This is a genomic window from Shewanella zhuhaiensis, assembly GCF_022484835.1.
Classification (GTDB): domain Bacteria; phylum Pseudomonadota; class Gammaproteobacteria; order Enterobacterales; family Shewanellaceae; genus Shewanella; species Shewanella khirikhana.
Map to the genome: position 1 here is coordinate 63,391 of NZ_JAKUDL010000011.1, position 26,157 is coordinate 89,547.

A 26,157-nucleotide genomic window follows, 5' to 3' on the forward strand; every position below is an offset into this window, starting at 1 on the left:
GCTTAAGGGATAATGTCTAAAATTTCGCTGCTTAACGAAGGATTCCGCCTAAAAATTAGCCCAAAGCAGTACTTTGTATAAGGCATAGCAGAATATTCGTTGTCAGACTCAAGCGGTGTGCTAGGGTGCGCCGGAATAATAACCATTATCATCAATACCTTATGCAAATGCTCTCCTTCAAGAAAACCTTATGGTATGGGCTGTTGGCGATAGGTCTGGTTCCGCTGTTAGTAACCGGATTTGTTGTGCAACGTCTTGCCGAGTCAGCCATGACCGAGCAAGCCTTCAACAAGCTTTTGGCAGTTCAACAACTCAAACAAAGCCAGATTGAAGATTACTTCAATGACACCCGCGCCGATCTCGCCATGTTATCAACGGCAGTATCGGACATGCTGAGCTACGGCAATGGTGCGTCTCTTAAAGCCACTGCCCACACTCATCATGAATACTTCGACAAGATGGCTGCCGAATATGGTTATTACGACGTATTTGTAATCGACCCGCAGGGCACGCTGGTCTACACCCAAGCTAGGGAAGCTGATTATGGTACCAATTTGGTGTCGGGGCCGTTTCAGGAATCAAATCTGGCCAGCCTGTTTCAGCGGGTGATAGCCAGCCAGCAGGCTGAAATGGTGGACTTCGCACCCTATGCACCAAGTCGGGGCGAGCCTGCCGCCTTTATCGGCGCTCCTGTCTGGCTTAACGGTAAGCTGGTCGCCGTGGCCGCACTGCAGCTTTCCATCGATAAGATAAACCATTTAATGATGCAAAGAGCCGGTATGGGTGATTCCGGCGAAAGTTATCTGGTGGGCAATGACTACCGCATGCGTTCTGACTCCTTCCTGGACTCTCACGGCCGTTCTGTAAGGGCGAGCTTCGCCGGTACCGTAGAAGCTAATGGCGTGAATACCAAGGCCTCGACAACGGCTCTGAGTGGGGCAGAAGGCATGGAAATTATCGTCGATTACAATGGCAATCAGGTGCTCTCAGCCTACAAGCCGCTTTCGCCTGATCTCAGCGGCAAAATTCGCTGGGCAATGATTGTGGAAATCGATGAGGCAGAAGCGCTGGAATCTGTTGTGGCTATTAAAAATAGCCTGTGGATAGCTTTGGGGATTTCTGTGTTGGTGGTGCTCGGATTTGCGGTGCTGATCCTGCGCTCAGTTTTGCGTCCTTTGGGGGGGGAACCGGCGGTAATGCAGCATATATCTGAGCGGGTTGCCAAAGGGGATTTGGCTATCGATTTTTGCCAGGGTAAAAAGACAGGTGTTTACCTCGCCATGGAAACCATGTCGCACAACTTGCGCGATATTGTGTCGCGGATGGTCGGTATTACCGCACAGCTTTCGGCGGCCTCTGAGCAAACAAGGGTTGCCAGCGAAGAGACCAATCAAAGCCTGTTCCAGCAACAATCCAACATCGAGCGGGTATCGGCTTCGATTCACGAGATGAGCGCCACTATTGCCGAGGTTGCCAATAACGCCCGTCAGGTCGCAGATTCAACCCAGGCGGCCTATGGGTTGTCGCAAATCGCCGATCAACAGGTGCGCAGCAACATAGGCACCATTAATGGCCTGGCGTCGGCGATAACTGAGGCGACCAATGTTATCCGCAATGCCGAATCCCAAAGCCAGAGTATCAGTAAGGTGTTGGAAGTCATTCGCGGTATCGCCGACCAGACCAATCTGCTGGCGCTGAATGCCGCTATTGAGGCGGCGAGGGCCGGTGAGCAGGGCCGAGGTTTTGCGGTTGTAGCCGATGAAGTGCGGCAGCTGGCGCAGAAAACGGCCCAGTCTACTCAGGATATTGAGCAGATGATTGAGTTATTGCAGCAAGGCACCCAAAACGCGGTTGGCGTGATGGCCCAAAGCACCGAGCACCTGAAGCAGACTGTCAGCAGTGCCGAGTCTACCGCCGAGGCGATTCGCAATACGCATATTGAGATTGAGTCCATAGCCGCCAACGCTGAGCAGATTGCCACAGCGGCAGGGCAGCAAACGCTAGCGGCGGAGGAGATAGGCCAGAGTCTGGCGGTGATAAGCGACGCGGCCTCGGTGAATGCCGCCAGTTCGGAGCAGACCGCAGTAGCATCGGTGCAGCTGAGTGAGTTGGCGCTGGACTTAAAAGCCATCAGCGGCAGCTTCAAAACCTGAGTTAGCTGAAAAGCGAGGTTTCACGTGAAACATAAAAAAAGCCGACCCAATGGTCGGCTTTTTGTTAGCAAAAGTGCGGGTTACACGCGCTCAAACACAGTCGCAATGCCCTGACCCAGACCGATACACATGGTCGCCAAGCCGAGGGTGGCATCCTTGTGTTCCATCAGGTTGATCAGGGTGGTGGAGATACGGGCACCGGAGCAGCCCAGCGGGTGGCCCAGGGCGATAGCACCGCCGTTGAGGTTCACCTTATCTTCCATTACGTCCATCAGACCAAGGTCTTTTACGCAAGGCAGAGACTGAGCGGCAAAGGCTTCGTTCAGCTCAATCACATCCATGTCCTGTATGCTGAGACCGGCACGGGCCAATGCTTTTTGGGTGGCAGGCACTGGACCATAACCCATGATGGCGGCATCGCAACCGGCAACAGCCATGGAGCGCACGCGGGCGCGGATTGGCAGACCGAGGGCGCGGGCTTTTTCTTCTTCCATCACCAGCATGGCGGCAGCGCCGTCAGACAGAGCAGAAGAAGTACCGGCGGTTACTGTGCCGTTGGCTGGGTCGAACACGGGGCGCAGGCTGGCCAGTGACTCCAGAGACGTCTCGGGGCGGATTACTTCGTCGTAATCGACTTTGATCAGGCCGCCGTTGGCGTCGTGGCCTTCGATGGCATAAATCTCTTTGGCGAAGCGACCTTCGAGGGTTGCGGCGTGGGCGCGTTGGTGTGAACGCACGGCAAACTGGTCCTGCATTTCACGGCTGATGCCATGCAGCTTGCCCAGCATCTCGGCGGTCAGACCCATCATGCCTGAGGCCTTGGCCACATTGGCAGCGAGACCTGGATGGAAGTCAACACCATGGTTCATCGGCACGTGGCCCATGTGCTCAACCCCGCCGATGATAAAGGTGTCGCCCATGCCGGTCATGATGGCACGGGAGGCCTGATGTAGGGCTTCCATGGAAGAGCCACACAGACGGTTAACGGTAACGGCACCGGCAGTCTTGGGGATGCCGGCCAGCAGCGAGGCGTTACGGGCAATGTTAAAGCCCTGTTCCAGGGTTTGCTGCACGCAGCCCCAAATCACGTCTTCGATGCTGTTTGGATCCAGGCCTGGGTTGCGCAGCAGCAGGGCTTTCATCAGCTCGGCAGACAAGGTCTCGGCGCGAACATTACGGAATACACCACCCTTGGAGCGGCCCATGGGGGTACGGATGCAATCTACGATAACGGCTTGTTTCATTTTGATGTTCCTTCCCTAATCAGGCCTTTGGATAGTAGCTGCCATTGCTGCTCGCGAGGGCGCGCATGGCGTCTGTGACCTGATACAGGCCGCCCAGATGGGCATATTTATCGGCCAGTGCCACGAAGTTGGCTACGCCCATGGTATCCAGATAGCGGAACACGCCGCCGCGGAATGGAGGGAAGCCAAGGCCATATACCAGACCCATATCGGCTTCGGCCGGGCTGGCGATAATGCCTTCTTCGAGACAACGAACGGTTTCGATGATCATGGGGATCATGGTGCGGGCGATGATCTCATCGGCATCAAAGGCTTTCTGCTCACCAAAGGCTTCGGCCAGCATGGCGTAGGAAGCCGGGTCCACATCTTTCTTCGGCTTGCCGCGCTTATCGATGCTGTACTGATAGAAACCTCTGCCATTTTTCTGGCCCAGGCGACCGGCTTCGTACATTACATCAATAGCGTCTTTGCCGGACTTGCCCATGCGGTCAGGGAAGCCTTCGGCCATCACTGCCTGAGCGTGGTGGCCGGTGTCCAGGCCTACTACGTCAAGCAGGTAGGCTGGGCCCATTGGCCAGCCGAATTGCTTTTCCATTACTTTGTCGATGGCCGCGAAGTCGCCACCGTCGGCCAGCAGACCGTTGAAGCCGGCAAAGTAGGGGAACAGCACGCGGTTTACAAAGAAGCCGGGGCAGTCGTTCACCACGATTGGGGTTTTGCCCATCTTGCTGGCGTAAGCAACGACAGTAGCAACGGTTTCTTCGCTGGTGTCTTTACCGCGGATCACTTCCACCAGTGGCATCTTGTGTACCGGATTAAAGAAGTGCATGCCGCAGAAGCGCGCAGGGTTCTTCAGGCTCTTGGCGAGGAAATCGATGGAGATGGTAGAGGTGTTGGAGGCGATGATGGCATCGTCAGCCACCAGACCTTCTACCTCGGCCAGTACCGCGGATTTCACTTTCGGATTTTCCACCACGGCTTCAACTACCACGGCGGCGTCTTTAATGGGGGCGTAGTCCAGCGCAGGGGTGATGTTGTTCAGCACCTTGGCCATTTTCTCGGGCGTGGAGCGACCACGGGATACCTGAGCGGTAAGCAGTTTGGCGGCTTCGTTCAGACCCAGATCCAGCGCGGCCTGGTTGATGTCTTTCATCACAATCGGCGTGCCCTTGCTGGCACTCTGATAGGCAATACCGCCACCCATGATACCGGCGCCGAGTACGGCAGCCTGGTTCACGTTTTTGGCGAGCTTGCCTGCCTTCTTGGCTTTGCCTTTTACAACCTGGTCGTTAAGGAAGATACCAATCAGCGCGGTGGCAACATCGGTCTTAGCCAGCTGAATAAAGGCCTGATGTTCAACCTGCAGCGCGTCGGCGCGGCTCATGCCGGCAGCCTTTTCAACCACACTCACGGCGGCCATTGGTGCTGGGTAGTGCTTACCGGCCACGGCGTAGACCATGCCTTTGGCTGTGGTGAACGACATCATGGCTTCGAGCTTTGGCAGCGTCAGCGGCGACTGCTTACGGGCGCGGCGCGCTTGCCAGTCGAGCTTGCCATCGATGGCATCTTTCAGCATTTGGGTCGCTGCGGCTTCCAGAGCATCCGGCGCTGTGACTGCGTCGATGGCGCCAACTTTCAGGGCGTCTTCAGGACGCTGATCTTTGCCGGTGGTGATCCATTCCAGCGCGTTATCGGCACCTATGATGCGAGGCAGGCGCACTGTGCCGCCGAAGCCAGGGATGATTCCGAGTTTGGTCTCGGGCAGACCAATTTTGGCTGTGGTATCGGCGACACGGAAGTCAGTGGCCAGAATGGTTTCGCAGCCGCCGCCCAGGGCAAAGCCCTTGATGGCTGAGGCAGTGGGGAAAGGCAAGTCTTCGAGCTTGTTGAACACCACATTGGCCTGCTCGAGCCATGCTTGCAGCTTGGCATCTTCTTCGGCAAACAGGGCGAGGAATTCGGTGATGTCGGCGCCAACGATAAAGGTATCTTTGCCTGAGGTCAGCAGGGCAGCTTTGGCGTCGGAGGCCTTGATGGCGTCAAGAGCAGCGTCGAGGGCGGCGAGGGTTTCACGATCGAACTTGTTGACCGAGCCGGGTGCGTTAAAACACAGCCGGGCAATCTTGTCACCGGTCAATTCGACCTGGATTGTAGGGCTTTGGTAGATCATGTGCTTGCTTTCCTTTTTGGTCAGGAATCCATCTGGCGACGGACTCTCCTTTTTCACAGCAATAGCGGCCATCATTTGACCATTTGTTTGCCAGTGTGCGTCCAAAAAACAAAAATTACAACACCCAATTAAAACGATCGTTTAATTGTTTGGCGGCGAGGAGGATTTTTACCCTTTGTGATACACTGCACAGCAAACAGAATAGTTCGCCAAGACGGTGTTTGGGATATGATTTTTCAAATTTCCGTCGGTTGGCGTAATGAGCACAGAGGATGGAACATGATGGAAAATTTGGCCCCGCTGTACGTCAACCATATTCAGGAACAAACCCGCCGGGTAGCCGATGTACTGGCCCGCGAGCAGCTGCAGGGACTGGCCATTCATTCGGGCCAGTATCGTCGCCAGTTTCTCGATGACATTAACTATCCCTTCAAGGTGAATCCCCACTTCAAGGCCTGGTTGCCGGTGCTGGATAATCCCAACTGCTGGATTCTCACCAACGGTCAGGAAAAGCCGGTGCTGGTGTTTTATCGCCCCGAGGATTTTTGGCACAAGGTGAGTGATGTGCCCGAGAGTTTCTGGACCGAGCATTTTGATATCAAGCTGCTGACCAAGGCCGAAAAAGTGGCCGACCTGCTGCCGAAAAACCTCGATGGCTGGGCCTACATTGGCGAGCACCTGGACGTGGCCGATGTACTTGGCTTCAAGAGCCGTAACCCCGATGGGGTGATGAACTATCTGCACTGGCATCGCAGCTTCAAGACCGACTACGAGCTTGAGTGTATGCGTGAAGCCAACCGCATTGCGGTGATTGGTCACAATGCCGCGCGGGAAGCCTTTTACAAAGGCGCCAGTGAGTTTGAGATCCAGCAGCAGTATCTGTCGGCCATAGGTCAGGGCGAGAACGATGTGCCCTACGGCAATATTATCGCCCTCAATCAGAACGCCGCTATATTGCATTACACCGCGCTTGAGCACAGCAATCCGGCGCAGCGTCTGTCGTTTTTGATTGATGCCGGTGCCTCTTTCCACGGCTATGCCTCCGACATTACCCGTACCTATGCGTTTGAAAAGAACGCGTTTGACGACTTAATCAAGGCCATGGACAAGCTACAACGGGAACTGGTGGAGCTTATCCGCCCCGGCATGCGCTTTACCGAGCTGCACCTGGCGACCCACGACAAATTGGCGGCCCTGATGCTGGAAATGCACATTGCCTCCGGCGATAAGGACGCACTGGTCGAGCAGGGCGTTACCTCGGCATTTTTTCCCCATGGTCTTGGCCATATGCTGGGGCTGCAGGTGCATGATGTGGCCGGGTTTGCCAACGACGAGCGTGGCACTCATCTGGCAGCGCCCGCCGAACATCCGTTTTTGCGTTGTACCAGGGTGCTGGCACCAAGACATGTGCTGACCATTGAGCCCGGTTTTTACATCATCGACTCTTTGCAGGCGGCCCTGAAAAATGATGGCCGCAGCGCCCTGGTGAATTGGGACATGGTCGACACCCTGCGCCCCTTCGGTGGCATTCGCATTGAGGATAATGTGATTGTGCATCAGGAACGCAACGAGAACATGACCCGGGATCTGGGACTTAACTGATAGTGGCAGAGAAGTACCCCATTCCGGCGGGCGAGCTGGTGTTTGAAGAAGAGATCAAGGCCAGCCGCTTTATCACGGTTCTGAGTCATTGCAGCAGTGAAACCGATTTGAAGTCAGTGCTTACTGACGTGAAAAGCCGCTACCCGGGTGCAAGTCATTACTGCTGGGCCTATGTTGCGGCGGCGCCGGATAACAGCGTTGCCATAGGTTCCAGCGACGATGGCGAGCCTTCCGGCAGTGCCGGTCGGCCTATGCTGGCCACCCTGCAAGGCTCAGGGTTGGGAGAGGTTTGTGCCGTGGTGGTGCGTTATTACGGCGGCACCAAACTAGGGGTGGGCGGTCTGGTTCGGGCTTATACCTCGGGTATCAAAAAGGCACTGCCTGATTTGCCGACCCAGCTGCGGGAGCTTAAATATCCTTCCCGTCTTTGCTGCGACTATGGGCAGCTTGCGGATATCGAGTATCTGCTGGGCAAACACGGCGGCGATATTCTCGAGCGGGATTTTGGCGGCAAGGTCACGCTGCAACTGCAATTACCCAAAGCGAATCTGGCGGATTTGAACCGGGATCTGGCGACGCTTACTCAGGGACAAATCGTCCTCAAATTCGACGAATTCGAATGAGTGTCAGCGCGAAGGAATTGTGCGACAATTCCTCGAACAACGAAAAAGTGCCCCACAACAAGGGAATGCCAAAAGCAGCTCCATGCAATACAGAACAATAATAAGGATCACCGGCCTGCTGATGGGGCTCTTTTCCATCACCATGCTGCCACCGGCGCTGGTTGCCATCTACTATAAAGATGGTGGCGGTACTGCTTTTATTCAGGCGTTTGTGGTGAGCCTTATTTTGGGATTTCTGTTCTGGTATCCCAACCGCCAGCACAAATCCGAGCTGCGCACCCGTGAGGGCTTCCTGATTGTGGTGCTGTTCTGGACCGTACTGGGCTCCATAGGTGCCTTGCCGTTTATCTTCTCTTCCACCCCCGATTTGAGCTGGACCGACTCCTTCTTTGAGTCGTTCTCGGCGCTGACCACCACGGGGGCAACCGTTATTGTGGGGCTCGACAGCCTGCCCAAAGCGATTCTGTTCTACCGCCATCTGTTGCAGTGGCTCGGGGGGATGGGGATCATCGTATTGGCGGTGGCCATTCTGCCGGTGCTGGGCATCGGGGGCATGCAGCTGTACCGCGCCGAGATCCCGGGGCCGGTAAAAGACAGCAAGATGACGCCGCGGATTGCCGAAACCGCCAAGGCGCTCTGGTACATCTATCTGCTGCTGACCACCGCCTGTGCGCTGGCCTACTGGGCCGCCGGTATGTCGGTGTTCGATGCCATTTGCCACTCGTTTTCCACCATCGCCATCGGCGGCTTCTCGACCCATGACGCCAGTATGGGCTACTTCGACAGCCCGATGATCAACATGATTTGTGTGGTGTTTCTGCTGATTGCGGCGGTGAACTTCAGTGTCCACTTTGCCGCGTTCAGTCGCCGTGGCATTAATCTCAAGGTGTATTTCAAGGATACCGAATTCAAAATCCTGATAGTGATCCAACTGCTGCTGACCGCTATCTGTTTTGCCACCTTGCTGCACTCCGGCATCTACGATTCTGCCGAAGAAACCCTGGACTATGCGCTGTTCCAGGCGGTGTCGATTTCGACCACTGCGGGCTTTGGTACCGAGAGCTTCCACCTGTGGCCGCTGTTTTTGCCGATGCTGCTTATTTTCTCGAGCTTTATCGGCGGCTGCGGCGGTTCAACCGCCGGTGGTATCAAGGTGATCCGGGTACTGCTGCTGTTGCTGCAGGGCAGTCGTGAGCTGAAGCGGCTTATCCATCCGCGGGCGATGTTTTCCATTCGTATCGGTAATACTGCGCTGCCTGACCGGGTCGTGGATGCGGTGTGGGGCTTCTTTTCGGCCTACGCGCTGGTGTTCGTGATTTGTATGCTGATTTTGATGGCCATGGGGCTGGACGATATTACCGCCTTCAGTGCCACCGCCGCCTGTTTGAACAACCTGGGCCCGGGTTTGGGTGAAGTGGCCAGCAACTATGCCAGTATCGGCGATGGCGCCAAGTGGGTGCTGGTAGTGGCCATGCTGTTCGGCCGACTGGAAATCTTTACCCTGCTGGTACTCTTTACGCCTACCTTCTGGAAGACCTGATAATGAAGACCCTGATCCTTTACTCCACCGTCGATGGCCAAACCTTACGTATTTGCGAGCGTATCAAGGCGCGCTGCGAAGCGGCGGGTGAGACTGTCACCCTGGCAGAAATTGGCACTGCAGCGCCGCTGCTGGCAGAGGCAGACAAGGTGCTGGTTGGTGCGAGTATCAGGTATGGCAAGCACAGACCGGCACTGTTTGAATTTGCCGCTGCGAATGCCGAGATTCTTGCCAGCAAGATAAACGGCTTTTTCACCGTGAATGTGGTGGCGCGCAAAAGCGAGAAGAATACTCCGCAAACCAACCCTTATATGCAGAAGTTTTTGCAGCTGTCCAAGTGGCAGCCACAGCAGCTGGGAGTGTTTGCCGGTAAGATTGATTATCCCCGCTATGGCCTGTTCGACCGCAGCATGATCCGTTTCATCATGTGGATCACCAAGGGCCCCACCGATGTGAAGGGCACCTTTGAGTTTACCGATTGGGATAAGGTTGACGGCTTTGGCGATGCCTTTGCCGCCCGCAAGCCGTGAGCGCCTGCGTTACACGCTGCAATAGCGTTTGTGCAGGATAGAAATGATGTCGGTGACCTGCTCGTTTTTGAGCTTGTAGTACACCAGCTGCGAGCTTTTACGGGTATCCACCAAATCTTCCGCCCTAAGCACCGCCAGGTGCTGAGACAGTGCTGATTGGCTCAGGGGTACAATTTCATTGAGCTCAGTGACGCTGAGCTCGTTATCCAGCAGCAGACAGAGGATCATCAACCGATAGGGGTTGGCGATGGCCTTCAGCCATTTGGCGGCGGTTTCGGCGTTGCCGACCATGGCGTTTACATCAATAGTCTGTGGCATCTGTAACCTCTGTCCGTTAACCTGAGTGGAACATTTGATTAGATGATTCTAATTGACTGAGGCGTCCAAGGCAATTTCCCCATTCATAACTGTGACATCGGTGGCAATTGCGCATTTATGATGTCCGTTTGTGACCTCAAGGCAGGACAGTTGCCGTCGTGGTTGTCACAATGAAGTGTCCATAGTTTGCGGAGCCCAGCATGTCTCAATCAGCCAAGCGTCAGATCCTGCTCATTTATTTTTCCCGTGGCGGCCATACCCGCAAGATATCTGAAGCCATGGCCACCAGGCTGAACGCGCTGGGCCATGAGTGTACCCTGATGTCGGTGGCCGAGGCACTGGCCGCCGAGCCAGACTGGCAGCGCTTCGATGTGGTGGCGCTGGGCGCCTGTGTGCTGTACGGCAGTTACCATAAGTCGGTGTTTGAACTGGTTAACCGCTATCAGGCCGCGCTGGCGTCAAGACCGTCGAGCTTCTATTGCATCAACGTAGTGGCCCGCAATCCCGAGAAACGGGTGCTGGAAAACAACAAGTATCTGCAGAAGTTTCTGAGCCTGTCGCCCTGGCAGCCACGGGATTTAAAAATCATTGCCGGTAAGGTGGACTACCCGTCCTGGCCCTGGTACGACGCCCTGATGATCCGGCTGATTATGAAGATGACCAACGGCCCGACAGACCCCAAGGCGGTTATCGACTACACCGACTGGCAGGATGTGGACAAGTACGCGGAGCATTTGCTGACGTTGGCGCAAGCCGACTGAATCAGCCTGAACGAGGCAATTCCAAAACCGATTGCCGTCAGTATTGCCAGAACTTGGGATGGAACAGCACAGCCACTGTGAGGATCTCCAGTCGTCCAAGTAACATGCCCAGCGACAGCGCCCATTTGGCGCTGTCGGGCAGACCGGCAAAGTTACCCGCCGGGCCAATCACAGGCCCAAGCCCTGGCCCCACGTTGGTCACCGCCGTGATGGCGCCGGTCAGGCTCGACATGGGGTCGACCCCCACTGACACCAGAAACACCGCCAGTGCGACAGTTACGCCTACAAACAGCAGAATGAAGGTGACCAGGGAGCGAATGATGTCTTCGCTGATAGGGCGATTGTTGTAGCGTTCCCGGAAGATGCCCGCCGGGTGGATTTGCTGCTTTAATTGCTCGCGCATGATGGCGAAGGCGATTTGAAAGCGGAAGATCTTAATCCCGCCCGATGTAGAGCCTGAGCAGGCGCCGACAAACATCAAAAACAAAAAGGCCACGTTGGCCAGTGGACCCCAGGCGCCGTAGTCGGTGAGGCCATAACCTGTGGTGGTAACCACGGACACCACGTTAAAGCAGGTCAGGCGCAGAGCATCGATAAACGCAAGCTCTTTTACAGGTGCAAGCCATACCGCCAGAGCCACACTCACGGCACCGACCAACACTAAGAAGCCCTTCACCTGGGCATCGTTCCATACCTTGAGGGTGCGGCCACGGATCATCTGTACAAACAGCAGCAGCGGCAGACCACCCGCCAGCATAAAGGCGGTGCCGACCCAGTGGGCGCCGGGGCTGAAGTGCGCCATGGATTCATCGGACGTGGAATAGCCGCCGGTGGAGAGGGTGGTCATGGCGTGGTTAATGGCTTCAAACCAGTCCATGCCCGCCATGTGGTAGCCCACACCGCAAAGTATGGTCAGCAGTATGTAGATTTGGAACAGGTGCTTGGCCATGTCCTGAGTGCGGGGTGTGGCCTTGTCGCTCCAGTCTGACGATTCGGTGCGAAACAGCCGCATGCCACCCACGTTGAGGAACGGCAGCACTGCCACCGCCATCACGATAAAGCCGATACCCCCGAGCCACTGCAACAGCGAGCGCCAGATAAGGATACTGCGGTCCATATTGTCGAGCCCCGACAACACGGTGGAGCCCGTGGTGGTGATGCCGGACATGGTCTCGAAAAAGGCATCTGTGTAGTTGATGCCGTGGTAGAGGGTAAAGGGCAGTGCCGCGAACAGGCTGACGACAAACCAGGTGATGCTGGTCAGCAAAAACATGTCGCGGATATTGAGCTTGATGTGTTTTTGTTTGCCGCCGCTGATGCAGAAACTGGCCGCCACCCCGGTCACCATGGCCGAAATCATAAAGGCGCCGGAAGTTTCATCCCCATGCACCAGGGCGAACAGCAGCGGGATGAGCATGAACCCTGCCAGCATCGACAGGAAGGTGCCGAGGATAAAGAGCAGGGGCCTGAAATTCAGCATGGCTGGCTCGGTTTCTGGGTTATCAGAAGAAGAAGGCGCTGGGTTGGAACAGTTTCTCCACCTCGCCGATAAACTTCTTGTTTACCAGGAAGAGGATGACGTGGTCGCCTTGCTCGATCACCGTTTTGTCGTGGGCCATCAGTACCTCGTCGTTGCGCACTATGGCACCTATGGTGGTGCCGGGTGGCAGACGGATTTCGCCGATTTGTTTGCCCACCACCTTTGAGGTGCTGGGGTCGCCGTGGGCGATGGCTTCAATGGCCTCGGCGGCGCCGCGGCGCAGTGAGTACACGTTGCAGATATCGCCCTGACGAATGTGGGTCAGCAGCGCTGAAATGGTGGCCTGCTGCGGCGAGATGGCGATATCGATATTGGCTTCCTGAACGATATCCACATAGGCTTCGCGCTGAATAAGCACCATCACCTTTTTGGCGCCCATGCGCTTGGCCAGCAGTGCCGACATGATGTTGGCTTCATCGTCGTTGGTCACCGCAATAAACACGTCGGTCTGGTCGATGTGCTCTTCGAGCAACAACTCCTGATCCGAGGCATCACCGCAGAATACCGTGGTGTTTTCCAGTTTTTCCGACAGCGCCTCGGCGCGCTCGGCCCTGTGTTCGATCAACTTCACCGAATGGCTGCGCTCGAGCTTTTTCGCCAGACCCAGACCAATGTTGCCGCCGCCGGCTATCATGATGTTGCGGTAGCTGTTGTCGAGCTTTTGCATCTCACTCATCACGGCGCGGATGTGGCGGCTGTCGGCCACGAAGAAGACTTCGTCGTCGGCTTCAATAATGGTGGTGCCGCGGGGCATGATGGGGCGACCCTGACGGAAAATGGCCGCCACCCGGGTATCAATATTGGGCATGTGCTCACGCAGCGCCGCCAGTGCGTTGCCAACCAGTGGGCCGCCGTAGTAGGCGCGTACCGCCACCAGGCTCAGCTTGCCATCGGCAAACTCCAGCACCTGCAGGGCGCCTGGGTATTCCACCAGTCGCTGAATGTAGGAGGTGACCAGCTGCTCGGGGGCAATCAGTTCGTCAATCACGAAGCCGCCGCGGGTACGGTTGTCGGAGTTTTTGGTTTCGCTGTCGATGAACAGACGCTCCTGCATGTGCAGGTACTGCTCAGAGCGGATACGGGCAATCTTGGTGGGAGTACCAAACAGGGTGTAGGCAATCTGACAGGCCGACATATTGCACTCGTCGCTGTTGGTCACGGCAATCAGCATATCGGCATCTTCGGCACCGGCCTCGCGCAGTACATCCGGGTGGGCACCGTGGCCCACCACCACCCGCAGGTCATATTTGTCCTGCAGGCTGCGCAGCTTGTTTTTGTCGGAGTCGACAATGGTGATGTCGTTGTTTTCGCCTACCAGGTTTTCTGCCAGGGTTCCCCCGACTTGACCTGCGCCCAAGATGATAATTTTCATGGCGTTTTGCCTAGTCCCTAAACCAGCGCTTTTTTCAGGCGGGCGTAATAAAACCCGTCCATGTCGTCCTGTCCCGGCAGGATTTGCCAGCCGATATCATTATTGTTTGCCTGATTGGGCAGGGCTTCCAGGGTCGCATCTGCGGTGCGTTCGAGGAAGGCCTTGATCTGCTCACGGTTTTCTTCAGGCAAAATGGAACAGGTTGCGTACAGCAGTGTGCCACCAGGCTTGAGCCACTGCCAGCAGTTGTCGAGAATTTGCTGCTGAAGTTTGGCAAGCTCGGCAATGTCGTTGTTTTGTCTGAGCCATTTGATGTCTGGGTGGCGACGGATCACCCCGGTTGCAGAGCAGGGCGCATCCAGCAGGATGCGGTCAAACTTGTCGCCCTGCCACCAACTGCCGATATCGCCGGCATCGCCGTGGATAACTTTGGCATTGAGCTTGAGACGCTCGAGGTTTTGCGACACCCGCTCGAGACGCTTTTCGTCGAAGTCCACAGCGACCAGCTCGATATCGGCCAGCTCCAGCAGGTGGCAGCTTTTTCCGCCGGGGGCGGCGCAGGCATCCAATACCAGCTCGCCGTTTTGAGGTGCCAGCAGACTGGCGGCCCACTGGGCTGCGCCGTCCTGTACCGAACTCGCGCCATCGGCAAAATGCGGCAGGCGGGCAACGTCGGTGGCAAATTCGAGGCAGATGGCATCTTCGCCCTGACCCGCAACGGCACTTATTTCTGCATCGGCAAGCGCCTGCAAATAGGCATCGCGGCTCTGGTGGCGGCGATTGTTTCTAAGCCACATGGGTGGGCGCTGATGTGACGCCTCAATGATGTCTTCCCAGGTTTCAGGGTAGGCGTCTTTAAGGCGGCGGATTATCCAGCCGGGGAAGTTGTATTTTAAGGTGTCGTTGGACTCATCCAGCGGCGGCACCTGACGCTGAATGTTGCGCAGTACTCCGTTGACCACCTTGACCAGGTTTTCAAACTTGAGGGCGCGGCATCCTTCGGCGGTTTCGGAAATGGCGGCATGGGCCGGCACCCGGGTGAAATACAGCTGATAAACACCAACCAACAGCAGCTGGTGGATAACGCGCTGTTTGCCCTTGAGGGGCTTTTGCATGTAGCCACTGACCAGTTTGTCGAGCTGGGGCAGCTGGCGCATGACACCGTAGCAAATCTCAGCCAGCAGTGCCTTGTCTTTACCATCACGCAGCAGTTGCTGCTGGGCGGGCAGGGCGACCGAGAGCGACACGCCGCGCTCGAGCACATCGAAAATCGCCTTGGCGGCGAGGGCTCGGATATTCATTACTCGCTTGCCTCAGGGCTTGCCAGCAGGGTGCCGGGAGTAAACCAGTCGCCGCGGCTATTGAGGATATCGGCCACGTCCATTGGTTTTTTGCCGGGCAGCTGCATTTTGTGAATACGCAGCACGCCATCGGTGGTCGCGATATCTATGCCTTGTTTGCCGGCGGCAACTATGGTGCCGGGCGTTTTGGCGCTGGATTCGGCCAGCACACTTGTCTGCCATACTTTGATGGTCTGACCCTGGTGCTCGAAATAGCTCACCGGCCAGGGGTTAAAGGCGCGTACTTCCTGCCACAGATTTTTGGCAGGCTTGGCAAAATCGAGGCGGGCCTCTTCCTTGCTGAGCTTCTCGGCATAGTTGGCCTGGGCTTCATCCTGCTTTTCGGCGCTCAGGCGGCCTTCACTGAGGGCGGCAAGGGCTTCCAGCAGAGCTTCAGGGCCTTGCTCTGCCAGTTTTTCATACAGGCTGGCAGAGGTGTCATCATCTTCGATGGGCAGACGGGTTTTGAGCAGCATATCGCCGGTATCCAGGCCGACATCCATTTGCATGATGGTGACGCCGGTTTCAGTGTCACCGGCCCACAGGGCGCGTTGGATGGGCGCCGCACCGCGCCAGCGCGGCAGAATCGAGCCGTGCACGTTGATGCAGCCGAGGCGCGGAGTATCCAGCACCACCTTTGGCAGGATCAGGCCGTAAGCCACCACCACCATGATATCGGCACCGAGGGCCGCCAGTTCCTGCTGCGCTTCTTCTTTGCGAAGAGATTTAGGCTGATAAACAGGGATCTGGTGCTCAAGCGCCAGTGACTTCACCGGGCTAGGTGTGAGTTTTTGCCCCCGTCCGGCGGGACGGTCGGGTTGGGTGTAAACGGCAATGACCTCATGGTCTGAACCCAGCAGCGCCTGCAGATGGCGCGCTGCAAAATCCGGCGTACCGGCAAAGATGATTTTCAGTGGCTTCAAAACGTTACCTGAATCTTATTTTTCGTGACGAGCGGCTTTTTCCAGCTTTTGACGGATACGCTGGCGCTTGAGTGGCGACAGATAGTCGACAAACAGCTTGCCCATAAGGTGATCCATTTCGTGCTGCAGACAGATAGCGAACAAACCGTCAGCTTCAACGGTAAATTCTTTGCCATGGCGATCCAGAGCCTTAACGGTTACAAATTCGGCGCGATCCACTTTGGCGTAAACGCCGGGTACCGAAAGGCAGCCTTCTTCATTACAAAAATCGCCACTTCTGGCCACAATTTCAGGGTTAATGAACACATTAGGGCGCTCAATATCATCCTGAAGATCCATCACGATAAGACGCTGATGAAAATCTACCTGAGTGGCCGCCAGACCAATTCCCTTTTCTTCGTACATGGTCTCGAACATATTGTCGATTTGGGTCTGAAGTTCAGGAGTAAATTCGGTTACCGGCCGGGCAACAGTTCTCAATCTCTCATCGGGGAAGCGTAATACTTTCAGTAAGGGCATACTTAAACTCTTAACAAGTCTGTCAAATCCGTGCCAGTTGGTTATACTGACTTTGCTATTGGGTCAATTTTAATCCGTAGCGACAATCAATAACAGTAAAAGCTCGCCTAACGAGCCAAACAACATGGATGCACCCATGAAACGGTTAATTCTAGTCGCGTTAATGTCGGTAACCAGTTCGTTTGCATTGGCTGATACCCTGACTCTTAAGCCAGGCCATCCGGACACCTATGTCGTAGAGAAAGGAGACACCCTGTGGGATATCTCCGGCCAGTTTCTTAACGACCCCTGGCGTTGGCCCACTCTGTGGAATGCCAACCCGCAAATCGCCAACCCCCACCTGATTTATCCCGGTGATCGTCTGACTCTGGTATTTATTGACGGCCAACCCCGGCTGGTAGTAAAGCCACAGGTGCGTAAGAGCCCAGAAGGTCGGGTGATGCCCAAGGGCGGCGCCATTCCTGCTGTGAGTCTGGAGCTTATTCAGCCTTATTTGAGCCAAAACCGTGTGGTCGACGCGGAATGGTTTGCTCAGCAGCCGCTGATTCTGGGTGGTGAAAGCCCCTCTCGCCATCATACCGAGAGTGACATTATTTATGTGCAGGCGCAGTTGCCCAAAGGCATGAAAGTCGCCGCTTATAACGCGGGTCGGACTTTCTCTGACAAGGCCACCGATGAGGTGCTTGGTCAGGAAGTGATTTTAACCGCCAGTGGCCGGGTAGTTGAGTCCGGTGAGATCTCCAAGGTGCAGTTGCTGACCAATTTACGCGAAACCAAAGCCGGTTACCGCGTGTTGCCTATCGAAGAAGATTCGATGCTGTCGGCCTACTTTATGCCTAAACCTGCCGATGTGCAGGATGCCTATGTGCTTGGCACTGAAGATGAAATTCGTGAAGCCGGTAAGCTGGATGTGGTCTATATCAGCAAAGGTCAGAACGATGGCGTTGAGCCCGGTGATGTGTTCGCCATTCATCGTGATGGTGAAACCGTGGTGATCAACGGAGATGGCACCCCTGTGCCCACCATAGATCGTAACGCCTATGGCGACCTGATGGCCAAGTTTGGCAGTGATGATGCCATCAAGCTGCCTGACGTTTATCACGGTAATCTGATGGTATTCAAGGTGTTTGATAAAGTCAGTATGGGCCTGATTATGGTGAACAGCCGTCCGGTTCGTATGGATGACAAACTCTCTATGCCTTCGATTAAGGGGGAGTAAATCAGTCAGACGCTGGTTGACTGGCTGATTGTCGGTGCGGTTTCCGGGCTTGGACCTGCCCGGATCCGACAGTTACTCGAACACATGGATGTGGATGAGTTAAGGCAAAGGCTTGAAAGCGATAGTGGCTCACTGCCTTTGCCGCCCTCTCTGCGGTCCGGTTTAACTATTGATTATCGTAAGGTTGACCTTGCGCTCCAGTGGCAGGAAACCTCAGAACTTCATCATCTTTTATGTCCGGACAGCGATTGCTATCCACCGCTCCTTAAGAATATCTCCGATCCCCCTCCCTTGTTGTTTGTGAAAGGTCAGCCGCAGGCGTTGCTCGTTCCGGCTGTCGCCATGGTGGGTAGCAGGGCTGCCAGTTACACCGGACTGCAGACGGCCCGCAAGTTAGCGGCGGATCTTGCCAGTCGCGGTCTGGCTGTAGTCAGTGGGCTCGCCGCCGGTATCGATGGCGCCTGTCATCAGGGCTGTTTGAGTGTTGGCGGGGTAACCCATGGGATCCTGGGCACAGGTATCGAGCAGGTGTACCCCAAAAAGCATCTGGGGCTGTATCAGGACATGCAAACCAAGGGCTGTGTTGTCAGCGAGTTATGGCCGGATGTTGGTGTGTTTGCCGGCAATTTCCCCAAGCGCAATCGGATTGTCGCCGGAATGGCGCTGGGCACTGTGGTGGTAGAGGCCGCCCGCAAGAGTGGTTCTTTGATCAGTGCCCGATTGGCAATGGAGGAGGGCCGTGAGGTGTTTGCGGTGCCCGGTAATATTCTCGATGAGCGTCATCAGGGCTGCCACGATTTATTGCGTCAGGGGGCAAAACTTGTGTGTGAGGCGGCCGATATAGTGGAGGAACTAGACGCCATGTTGCGTTGTCAGCTTGATATGTTGCCCCAACGCCCCCATATCCAGGCTGAAATAGGTCAGGAGTTGCCATACCCAGAGCTCTTGGCTAGTGTAGAATATGAGACCACACCCTTAGACAGGTTGGTGGAACATAGTGGTAAACCGATAGATCTTGTGCTGGAACAAATACTTGAGTTGGAGTTACAAGGTTGGGTTGCTGCAGTACCCGGTGGTTACGTCAGAATCAGGAGGAATTAGCCATGTTTGACATCCTCATGTACCTATTCGAGAACTATGTTCAGAATGACCTGGAAGTGGATATGCTGGTGGACGAAGACCAGCTGAAAAAAGAATTGGTTCTGGCAGGTTTCCGGCAGTCGGAAATTATCAAGGCGCTGAATTGGCTCGAGCATCTGGCCGACTTGCGCGACAGTGAACAGCCTTATCTGTGCAGTCACGAACAGCACTCTTTCCGTGTCTATACGCCGGAAGAGCTGGAACGTCTGGATGTTGAATGCCGTGGCTTCCTGCTGTTTTTGGAACAAATTAAAGTGCTCAACGTCGAAGCCCGTGAAATGGTGATAGACAGAGTAATGGATCTGGATGAATCCAGCCTGACTCTGGATGACCTCAAATGGGTGGTCATGATGGTGCTGTTTAATGCGCCCGGGCAGGAGATGGCCTACAACCAAATGGAAAACATGATGTTCGACGAGCAGCCGGGCCGATTGCATTCCTGAGCCAAGACTTCTTCCGTAAAAGAGTTGTCTAAAAGCGCTGCGTAAAGAGCTGTATAAAAGAAAGGAGACCCTAGGTCTCCTTTTTTCATTGCGCCTTTGGCGTGAATTGCTTCAGCAAAGCCATGCGTTACCTAAAACGGATTTAGAAATGGAAATGCACGCTGGTTTTACCCTTGGGCAGAAGATGCGCTGGCGTTAAGTAGTCGCGATAGGCATAGCGGTTAAGCTTGCGGGGCAGAGTTGGTGCATCTTTTGGCTGGGCTTCAGCTTGGGCTATTTGCCCATCCAACCAGGTTTCAAAACCGCTTTGCTCTTCGCTGGCCAGTTGGCTTAGCAAGGCATCATAGCCTTCAAAATAGTCGGTCTTTAACAGGCGCGACAACTCTACCAACGCGGCTGGACGCTGCTCTGCCAGATAGCGGATAGCGAGATAACTCCAGCGGTAGGTCCTGTCCAAGCCATCCTTGTACTCGGTTGCGAAGATATCCGCCAGGCTGGGCGCTTCAGCCCGTTTTTCCCGCGCAAGCTTGATGGCGTCTGGGTTGTCATTGCTTTTGGAGACATATTCCGCCAGCCCCTCTGCCCACCACACCATTTTGCCCGGGAAGTGGCCAAAACCGCCGTATTTTACAAAACGGCCATCGAGGTAATGCACGTATTCGTGGTTCAGGTTCCAGATAGCAAATTCGGGCGCAATCCACCATTGGCGGAAGGCGAAAAAGCTGGCCTGATTACCGGGTTTGGAGGGTGTGCCTTCGATATACATGCCGCCGTTGTCTGTACCTATATCAAACAGCAGTTGTCCGTAAGCGTTGTATTGGCTCCAGTTTTTAAAAGCGACGACCTGCAGCGCCTGATTGAAGTCGTTGGCGGTCGCTACACGGCCGGTCTGCAGCAATGCATGGAAACTGTCTTCCTGAGAAATCAGTCGGGTGCAGCTTTCGGCAAATTCCGCGTCGGTCAAATCCTGAGACAGGATATACAGGCTGTCTGAACACTCATGGCGCTGGGGCAGTACCTGGGTCAGCTCCGGGATCTCGCAGAGTTCATCCTGCTCGCAGGCTTCTTTGCCGGCAAAGCGGTTGACGTGGTAACCCAGGGTATAGGCAGTTTTGGCCGCTTCGCCGCGAATTTTGGCATCGGCTGCGGCAATGTGTTTCACCGCTTCATCCAGTTTGTGCTCCGCGGGCGTGGATTCAGCATCGTCGCTCGCTGGCAGTGCCAGACGATAGAGTGCCAGTGCCCAGTAGGCATTCATTCGCGGCCAGTCATCCGCGCCACTGATGGCGGCGTCGCTGCCGGCAAAGTTCAGCAGCACTGTGCTTGCATCTGAGGCGAGCATAGTTTTGGCCAGGCTGCTATCCGGGTACTTGCGGCTTTCAAACAGTAAAAAGCCATAAGCTCTCAGGGTTTCCCACAGGGCATAGTCCCGCTCGAGTGATGCAGGTTGTGCTGCTAATTGCTTTAGCTGCGACGCCAGCAGATCAATAAAAGGCGCAATCTCAGCGCCGCGGCTTTTATCGGCGAGGAATCGATAGCCCACTACGGCGACTTGTTCTTGGGTGTTGGCAGGGGCTGCCTGCGCCAGTTGCGCCAGAATTACGGCAAGGCGTGAGGCCTGCTTGGCATCCATCACATCCAGGTCACCGAAATAACTGTAGGCACGCAGGTAAACGAGTAGCTGTTCATGGTCTGTTTCTGGCCTTTGCAGCAGTGCCAGCGCCAGGTTGAAGTTGGTCTTGCTGTAGAGTTCATCATCGGCTGTCAGTGTATGCTCAATGTTGGCAAGCCTGGGCGTAAGCGTATCGGTCAACGCAATGTTTGATGTGGGCGTTTGAGCGCAGCCTGCTATGGCCAGCATCAGGCAGAGGGCGAGGGATTTGGAGTTCACGTTAAGTCTCTATTGCTATTTTGGATACAATATAACATCGCCCTTGTAAGTTTTCACCTCTCACCATTCTGTGTGCTCTGGTGGACACCATCGCTCGGTGCCGGCGCCCTGGCTAAGGCAAGGTTTACCTGGTTTCATGTATGGAGCTGGGTTATTCGACTTTGCTGGCTTTCGGCCAGGCCAGCCAATTGCTAAAATAGCGGCAGTTTGCAGTAGAGGTCGCCATGTCCAAGATAGATCACAGCCTGTTCAGTGCCCACGAGCACGCCCTGGAGCGTGAGTTTGAGCTCTGCCCCGAATGCGGCAGCGAGCTGTCGGTGCGTCACAGCAAACATGGCAGCTTTGTTGGCTGCAACAACTATCCAAATTGCCAATACACCCGGCCGCTGGTGCAGCACGAATCCATCGAAACTCAGGTAATTGAGGGCTCAGAGTGCCCTGAATGTGGTCATGAACTGGCGGTCAAATCAGGTCGTTTCGGTATTTTTATCGGTTGCACCCAATACCCTGAGTGCCATCACATCGAAAAGCCTGATCAGGCCCCGCCGGAAGAGGCTGTGGCCTGTCCGGTATGCAAAACCGGTGTGATGGAGCACAGAACCAACCGCTACGGCAAAGGCTTTTATGCCTGTTCCTGCTACCCCAAGTGCAAGTTTTTGGTCAACTTTCCGCCTGTGGCTGAAGCTTGCCCGGATTGTGGCTTTGCTCTGCTGGTACAGCGAAAAGGCGCCAGCGGTAGCCGTCTCGAATGCCCCAATAAGCCGTGCAAATACAAACGGCCTCTGTGACCCGGGGCACATTTCTTTAAGCTTGTCCGCCTTGTCGCTATAATGAGCGCCCTGCCAAATGTTGGGGTGGCATTGGTGCGAACTTATGAATCTTTGAGATGATCTTAATGTTGCAGGTAAATCCCTCCGAAGTCAGTGGCATCATCGAAAGTGGCGGTGTGGTGGCCTATCCCACCGAGGCGGTATATGGTTTGGGTTGCGATCCGGATAATGATGCAGCCATCGAAAAGCTGTTGGCAGTAAAGCAGCGCCCGTGGGAAAAGGGGCTGATTCTGATTGCCAGCGGCTTCGACCAGCTGAAACCCTATATCGATTTAAGCCGCGTGACTGAGGGTCAGTTACAGGCCGCTTTCGACAAGTGGCCCGGCCCGTTCACCTTTGTGATTCCGGCCAGAGCCGGGGTATCACGTATGCTCAGAGGTATCTTTGATACCATAGCCGTGCGGGTGACCGCCCATGAAGGCGCGCGTGCCATGTGTGATGCCTGCCAAAAGCCCTTGGTGTCCACCAGTGCCAATCTGGCAGGTGAGCCGCCAGCGCTGACGCTGGATGAAGTGCAAACTCAGCTTGGCGATAAAATCGATGCCGTGGTACTGGGTGAGTTGGGGCAATCCGGGCAACCATCCACCATTATCGATATTCAAACCGGCCATATTTTCAGACAAGGATAAGAAGGAACACAGCATGGGACTTCCCAACGCCGATGAGGTAAAAGCGTTTTTAATGCAGCTGCAGGCAAACATCTGCGCTGGCCTGGAAGGGCTGGATGGTAAAGCAAGCTTTGCCACCGACAGCTGGCAGCGCGACGAAGGCGGCGGTGGGATCAGCCGGGTGCTGACCGATGGTGCTGTGTTTGAGCAGGCCGGGGTAAACTTCTCCCATGTGATGGGCGCCTCCATGCCTGCATCGGCTACGGCGCACCGGCCTGAACTTGCTGGCCGCAGCTTTGAGGCGATGGGGGTTTCCTTGGTTATCCACCCCAAAAACCCCTATATCCCAACTACCCATGCCAACGTACGCTTTTTTATTGCCCGTAAAGATGGTGCTGACCCCGTGTGGTGGTTTGGTGGCGGTTTCGATTTAACGCCTTACTATCCGTTTGAGTCGGACGTGAAAGAGTGGCACCAAAGCGCCAAAGATCTGTGTGAGCCTTTCGGCGATGATGTGTATCCCAAGTACAAAGAGTGGTGCGATAAGTACTTCTTCCTGCCACACCGTGGTGAAACCCGTGGTGTTGGCGGTCTGTTCTTCGACGATCTTAACCATTGGGAATTTGATAAGTGCTTTGACTACATGCAGGCGGTGGGTAAAGGTTTCCTCAAGACCTATGCGCCGATTGTTGAGCGTCGTAAAGACACGGCTTACGGCGAACGTGAGCGGGATTTTCTGCTTTATCGTCGCGGCCGCTATGTGGAATTTAATCTGGTGTACGACCGTGGCACTCTGTTTGGGTTGCAAACCGGTGGCCGCACCGAATCGATTCTGATGTCGATGCCGCCGCTGGTTCGTTGGCAGTATGCTTACAGTCCTGAAGCCGGAACCCCTGAGGCGGAGCTGTACGAGCGCTTCCTCAAGCCCCAGGACTGGCTGGCTAATTGATTCATAATAGTAACCAATTAGCGTTAATGTTGGCTTATTGGTTACGCATGTGGTCTGCCAGGGTGGCAATAGCCTGGTAGATCACCTTGCGGTGTTGCTCATTTGCCACTTCCTGTTCCAGCGCATGCTGCATGCACAGCAGCCACTGATCGCGCATTTGCTCATCAATGGCGAAGGGCATGTGTCTTGCCCGCAGGGCCGGATGGCCATACTTTTGCTGAAACAGCTGAGGTCCGCCGAGCCAGCCGCTTAAGAACTCATACAGCTTCTGTTCTGATTGCTCGATTGGCCCCGGGTGCATCGCCAGCAGTTTTTGGGTGTCTTCACCTTGCTGCATACGGGCGTAAAACTGTTTTGCAATGGCGCGAATGGTTTTGTCGCCGCCTATCATGTCGTAAGCGTTGGACTGATTCGGATCTCTGTCATCCTGAGGCTGTTGGCGGAATATCTTCTTTATCCAGTTCATCTTGCTACTCAGTAAATACGGTTTATGTCTGGCAATAACTGCCCGGCAGTATACATCAGCACTGTATTTTGTGGTGCGCCTGAAAATTCCTCTGCACGGCGCCATTGCCGTAACCAAAAGGGCAAGGGTAGACTGAAGCCAACCCCTATAGCCGATTTGTTATCCATGACAGACAGATACGCCGTATTTGGCAACCCCATCAGCCACAGTAAGTCGCCGCAAATTCATGCCATGTTTGCCAAAGAAACCGGGCAGACCCTCAGTTATGAGGCGATACTGGCGCCTCTGGATGGCTTTGGCGAAGCCGTGACAACCTTTATGGCGACAGGGGGCCGAGGGGCGAACGTTACAGTGCCCTTTAAAGAGCAGGCCTTTGCCCTTAGTGATGAGCTCAGTGATGATGCCCGCATTGCCGGTGCGGTCAATACACTGATAAAGCTGCCGGACGGGCGACTTCGGGGTGATAATACTGATGGCATTGGGCTGGTGGCCGACCTCATAAGACATGGTGTGGAGTTAAATGCTAAGCGGGTGCTCCTGGTGGGCGCTGGTGGTGCAGCACGCGGCGCCTTGCTGCCGCTTATTCGTGCCGGTGCCAGGCTGACCATCAGTAACCGTACCTTGAGCAAAGCCGAAGCATTGGCTGCATTATGTCCAGAGGCCAATATCGAAGTCGTTGAAGGTAACAATATCCGCAGCCCCTTCGATGTCATTATCAACTCAACCTCGGCGAGTCTTAATGGTGACTTGCCTGCACTGAATGCCAGCGCCATCGACAATCAAACCGTGTGTTATGACATGATGTATGGCGCCAACGCCACCGTGTTTAATGAATGGGCCCGCTCTTTGGGGGCCAAAGACTGTATCGATGGTTTGGGCATGTTGGTGGGGCAGGCGGCGGAAAGCTTTTATCTATGGCGCAAGGTGAGACCCAATACTGCGCCGGTGCTGCAAACTTTGCGGCAGAGTCTTATCTCAGGAGTGTAAAATGAATCAGAGCATTATCTTTGCCGATGCGATTTCCATCGATGGCAAAAAGCAGCAGTTGATGCTGGTGGCCCATCAACAGGGCATGCGTATTGAATGTATCCTGCCATTTGAGAGTCTCGCCGCCATGAGCGGAGAAGAAGTGACTGTGACCAACGCAGCAGCTTTGCTTGAAAGCGTGCGTTTTGAAGTGGAAGAGCTGGCCGAATCACTCATCGAAGAAGATGCCTTCGATGAGTGGGGCCGGATAGAGCTTTAAGCGGGAGACTGCTCCTGCAGATACTCATCTTTCAGCAGCACGTAGTTTTGCGCTGACTGGGGCAGGAACTTAAGTTCAGCTTCGGTCAGCGGCCTGGCTTGTTTCACCGGGCTGCCCACATATAAGTAACCACTCTCCAATACCTTGCCGGGGGGCACCAAAGAGCCTGCGCCCAAAATCACATCATCACTCACATGGGCACCGTCCAAAACAATCGCGCCCATACCAATCAACACCCGGTTGCCCACGGTGCAGCCATGCAGCATGGCTTTGTGGCCTACGGTTACGTCATCACCAATAATCAGTGGATGTCCGTCGGGCTTGGCAGGGGTCTTCCGGGTGACGTGTAAACAGGTGCCGTCTTGGATGCTGCTTCTTTTACCTATACGGATATGGTTCACATCACCACGGGCGGCTACCATGGGCCAAACGCTGGCATCATCACCAAGCTCAATATCGCCAACCAGCACACAGGCTTCATCTATATACACATTTGCGCCCAATTTGGGGGCCATTCCTTTATAGGATCTCAGAGCCTTTGACATAAAAATCTCACAAAATGACGGTTTTTTCGCATTATAAGGCCGTAAAATCGGCAGGTCAGGTCGTTTTTCCCGCAAACGAGGTAAAAAAACAAAAAAACTTAAAAACACCCCTTGCGCAAAAGTTTGGGGTCCCTATAATGCGCATCCACTGACACGGCAAGCGGCGCTAAGCGTAGCGGGTTGTG

The 26,157-nt window shown here is 55.0% G+C and carries 25 protein-coding genes; 14 read left to right on the forward strand and 11 right to left on the reverse strand.

Annotated features, from left to right (window positions below):
• The first annotated feature begins 245 nt into the window (after window positions 1-245).
• Window positions 246-2,153, forward strand: coding sequence for a methyl-accepting chemotaxis protein (locus tag MJ923_RS19670; RefSeq protein ID WP_240592545.1), 1,908 nt, complete (start codon window positions 246-248; stop codon window positions 2,151-2,153).
• Between the two features lie 80 nt (window positions 2,154-2,233).
• Here MJ923_RS19670 and fadA read toward each other — a convergent pair whose 3' ends face one another.
• Complete coding sequence (gene fadA / locus MJ923_RS19675) at window positions 2,234-3,397, reverse strand: acetyl-CoA C-acyltransferase FadA (RefSeq protein ID WP_240592546.1); 1,164 nt, start codon at window positions 3,395-3,397, stop codon at window positions 2,234-2,236.
• Window positions 3,398-3,416: 19 nt separating this feature from the next.
• The gene (gene fadB / locus MJ923_RS19680; RefSeq protein ID WP_240592547.1) at window positions 3,417-5,567 is read right to left on the reverse strand and encodes a fatty acid oxidation complex subunit alpha FadB; all 2,151 of its coding nucleotides are present in this window, start codon (window positions 5,565-5,567) and stop codon (window positions 3,417-3,419) included.
• A 282-nt stretch (window positions 5,568-5,849) separates the two neighbouring features.
• Here fadB and pepQ point away from each other — a divergent pair, with 282 nt between their 5' ends.
• The 4 genes from pepQ (at window position 5,850) to hemG (MJ923_RS19700) (ending at window position 9,862) form a co-directional block, all read left to right on the forward strand.
• A complete protein-coding gene (gene pepQ, locus MJ923_RS19685) occupies window positions 5,850-7,169 on the forward strand; it encodes a Xaa-Pro dipeptidase (protein ID WP_240592564.1) in 1,320 nt (439 codons plus the stop codon).
• Between the two features lie 2 nt (window positions 7,170-7,171).
• Entirely contained in the window at window positions 7,172-7,792 is a 621-nt protein-coding gene (locus MJ923_RS19690; RefSeq protein WP_240592548.1) for a YigZ family protein, read from the forward strand.
• Window positions 7,793-7,874: 82 nt separating this feature from the next.
• Window positions 7,875-9,332 (forward strand): TrkH family potassium uptake protein, encoded by a 1,458-nt coding sequence (locus tag MJ923_RS19695; protein WP_126168888.1) that lies wholly within the window; start codon window positions 7,875-7,877, stop codon window positions 9,330-9,332.
• Window positions 9,333-9,334: 2 nt separating this feature from the next.
• On the forward strand, window positions 9,335-9,862 hold the full coding sequence (gene hemG, locus MJ923_RS19700) for a menaquinone-dependent protoporphyrinogen IX dehydrogenase (RefSeq protein WP_240592549.1): 528 nt from the start codon (window positions 9,335-9,337) through the stop codon (window positions 9,860-9,862).
• Window positions 9,863-9,871: 9 nt separating this feature from the next.
• On the opposite strand, the gene MJ923_RS19705 is transcribed toward hemG (MJ923_RS19700), so the two are convergent.
• Window positions 9,872-10,180 (reverse strand): ArsR/SmtB family transcription factor, encoded by a 309-nt coding sequence (locus MJ923_RS19705; RefSeq protein WP_126168890.1) that lies wholly within the window; start codon window positions 10,178-10,180, stop codon window positions 9,872-9,874.
• A gap of 200 nt (window positions 10,181-10,380) precedes the next feature.
• Between MJ923_RS19705 and hemG (MJ923_RS19710) the strand changes: the two genes are divergently transcribed.
• Window positions 10,381-10,941: a menaquinone-dependent protoporphyrinogen IX dehydrogenase gene (gene hemG / locus MJ923_RS19710; protein WP_240592550.1), complete on the forward strand. Its 561-nt coding sequence runs from the start codon at window positions 10,381-10,383 to the stop codon at window positions 10,939-10,941.
• Window positions 10,942-10,978: 37 nt separating this feature from the next.
• Here the strand turns inward: hemG (MJ923_RS19710) and MJ923_RS19715 are convergent, their stop codons facing one another.
• The 5 genes from MJ923_RS19715 to def are packed head-to-tail and all read right to left on the reverse strand — an operon-like array spanning window position 10,979 to window position 16,635.
• Window positions 10,979-12,421: a TrkH family potassium uptake protein gene (locus MJ923_RS19715; RefSeq protein WP_240592551.1), complete on the reverse strand. Its 1,443-nt coding sequence runs from the start codon at window positions 12,419-12,421 to the stop codon at window positions 10,979-10,981.
• A 22-nt stretch (window positions 12,422-12,443) separates the two neighbouring features.
• Complete coding sequence (trkA, locus tag MJ923_RS19720; RefSeq protein WP_126168893.1) at window positions 12,444-13,853, reverse strand: Trk system potassium transporter TrkA; 1,410 nt, start codon at window positions 13,851-13,853, stop codon at window positions 12,444-12,446.
• A gap of 17 nt (window positions 13,854-13,870) precedes the next feature.
• Complete coding sequence (gene rsmB / locus MJ923_RS19725; protein ID WP_240592552.1) at window positions 13,871-15,154, reverse strand: 16S rRNA (cytosine(967)-C(5))-methyltransferase RsmB; 1,284 nt, start codon at window positions 15,152-15,154, stop codon at window positions 13,871-13,873.
• The gene (gene fmt, locus MJ923_RS19730) at window positions 15,154-16,116 is read right to left on the reverse strand and encodes a methionyl-tRNA formyltransferase (protein WP_240592553.1); all 963 of its coding nucleotides are present in this window, start codon (window positions 16,114-16,116) and stop codon (window positions 15,154-15,156) included. Before fmt ends, rsmB begins: the two co-directional genes overlap by 1 nt.
• Window positions 16,117-16,131: 15 nt before the next feature.
• Window positions 16,132-16,635, reverse strand: a complete 504-nt coding sequence (gene def, locus MJ923_RS19735; RefSeq protein ID WP_240592554.1) for a peptide deformylase — start codon at window positions 16,633-16,635, stop codon at window positions 16,132-16,134.
• Between the two features lie 124 nt (window positions 16,636-16,759).
• On the opposite strand from def, the gene MJ923_RS19740 reads away from it, so the two are divergent.
• From MJ923_RS19740 to MJ923_RS19750, 3 genes are all read left to right on the forward strand, one after another.
• On the forward strand, window positions 16,760-17,854 hold the full coding sequence (locus tag MJ923_RS19740) for a LysM peptidoglycan-binding domain-containing protein (protein WP_240592555.1): 1,095 nt from the start codon (window positions 16,760-16,762) through the stop codon (window positions 17,852-17,854).
• 84 nt (window positions 17,855-17,938) lie between these two features.
• Window positions 17,939-18,955 (forward strand): DNA-processing protein DprA, encoded by a 1,017-nt coding sequence (gene dprA, locus MJ923_RS19745; protein WP_240592556.1) that lies wholly within the window; start codon window positions 17,939-17,941, stop codon window positions 18,953-18,955.
• Window positions 18,956-18,957: 2 nt separating this feature from the next.
• Window positions 18,958-19,437 carry a DUF494 family protein gene (locus MJ923_RS19750; protein ID WP_126168899.1) on the forward strand — a complete coding sequence of 160 codons (480 nt, stop codon included), beginning with the start codon at window positions 18,958-18,960 and terminating at the stop codon, window positions 19,435-19,437.
• Window positions 19,438-19,579: 142 nt separating this feature from the next.
• On the opposite strand, the gene MJ923_RS19755 is transcribed toward MJ923_RS19750, so the two are convergent.
• A complete protein-coding gene (locus tag MJ923_RS19755) occupies window positions 19,580-21,328 on the reverse strand; it encodes a collagenase (RefSeq protein ID WP_240592557.1) in 1,749 nt (582 codons plus the stop codon).
• Between the two features lie 224 nt (window positions 21,329-21,552).
• Here MJ923_RS19755 and MJ923_RS19760 point away from each other — a divergent pair, with 224 nt between their 5' ends.
• From MJ923_RS19760 to hemF, 3 genes are all read left to right on the forward strand, one after another.
• On the forward strand, window positions 21,553-22,116 hold the full coding sequence (locus MJ923_RS19760; protein ID WP_240592558.1) for a DNA topoisomerase family protein: 564 nt from the start codon (window positions 21,553-21,555) through the stop codon (window positions 22,114-22,116).
• Window positions 22,117-22,223: 107 nt separating this feature from the next.
• The gene (gene tsaC / locus MJ923_RS19765) at window positions 22,224-22,787 is read left to right on the forward strand and encodes an L-threonylcarbamoyladenylate synthase type 1 TsaC (RefSeq protein WP_240592565.1); all 564 of its coding nucleotides are present in this window, start codon (window positions 22,224-22,226) and stop codon (window positions 22,785-22,787) included.
• Between the two features lie 13 nt (window positions 22,788-22,800).
• Window positions 22,801-23,715: an oxygen-dependent coproporphyrinogen oxidase gene (gene hemF, locus MJ923_RS19770; protein WP_240592559.1), complete on the forward strand. Its 915-nt coding sequence runs from the start codon at window positions 22,801-22,803 to the stop codon at window positions 23,713-23,715.
• A gap of 34 nt (window positions 23,716-23,749) precedes the next feature.
• On the opposite strand, the gene MJ923_RS19775 is transcribed toward hemF, so the two are convergent.
• Complete coding sequence (locus MJ923_RS19775) at window positions 23,750-24,181, reverse strand: group II truncated hemoglobin (protein ID WP_126168903.1); 432 nt, start codon at window positions 24,179-24,181, stop codon at window positions 23,750-23,752.
• A 165-nt stretch (window positions 24,182-24,346) separates the two neighbouring features.
• Here MJ923_RS19775 and aroE point away from each other — a divergent pair, with 165 nt between their 5' ends.
• Window positions 24,347-25,168, forward strand: coding sequence for a shikimate dehydrogenase (aroE, locus tag MJ923_RS19780; protein ID WP_240592560.1), 822 nt, complete (start codon window positions 24,347-24,349; stop codon window positions 25,166-25,168).
• A gap of 1 nt (window position 25,169) precedes the next feature.
• Window positions 25,170-25,427 carry a DUF1488 family protein gene (locus MJ923_RS19785; RefSeq protein WP_240592561.1) on the forward strand — a complete coding sequence of 86 codons (258 nt, stop codon included), beginning with the start codon at window positions 25,170-25,172 and terminating at the stop codon, window positions 25,425-25,427.
• Here MJ923_RS19785 and MJ923_RS19790 read toward each other — a convergent pair.
• A complete protein-coding gene (locus tag MJ923_RS19790) occupies window positions 25,424-25,972 on the reverse strand; it encodes a gamma carbonic anhydrase family protein (RefSeq protein WP_240592562.1) in 549 nt (182 codons plus the stop codon). The two genes, MJ923_RS19785 and MJ923_RS19790, sit on opposite strands and share 4 nt — an antisense overlap.
• Window positions 25,973-26,157: the final 185 nt, after the last annotated feature.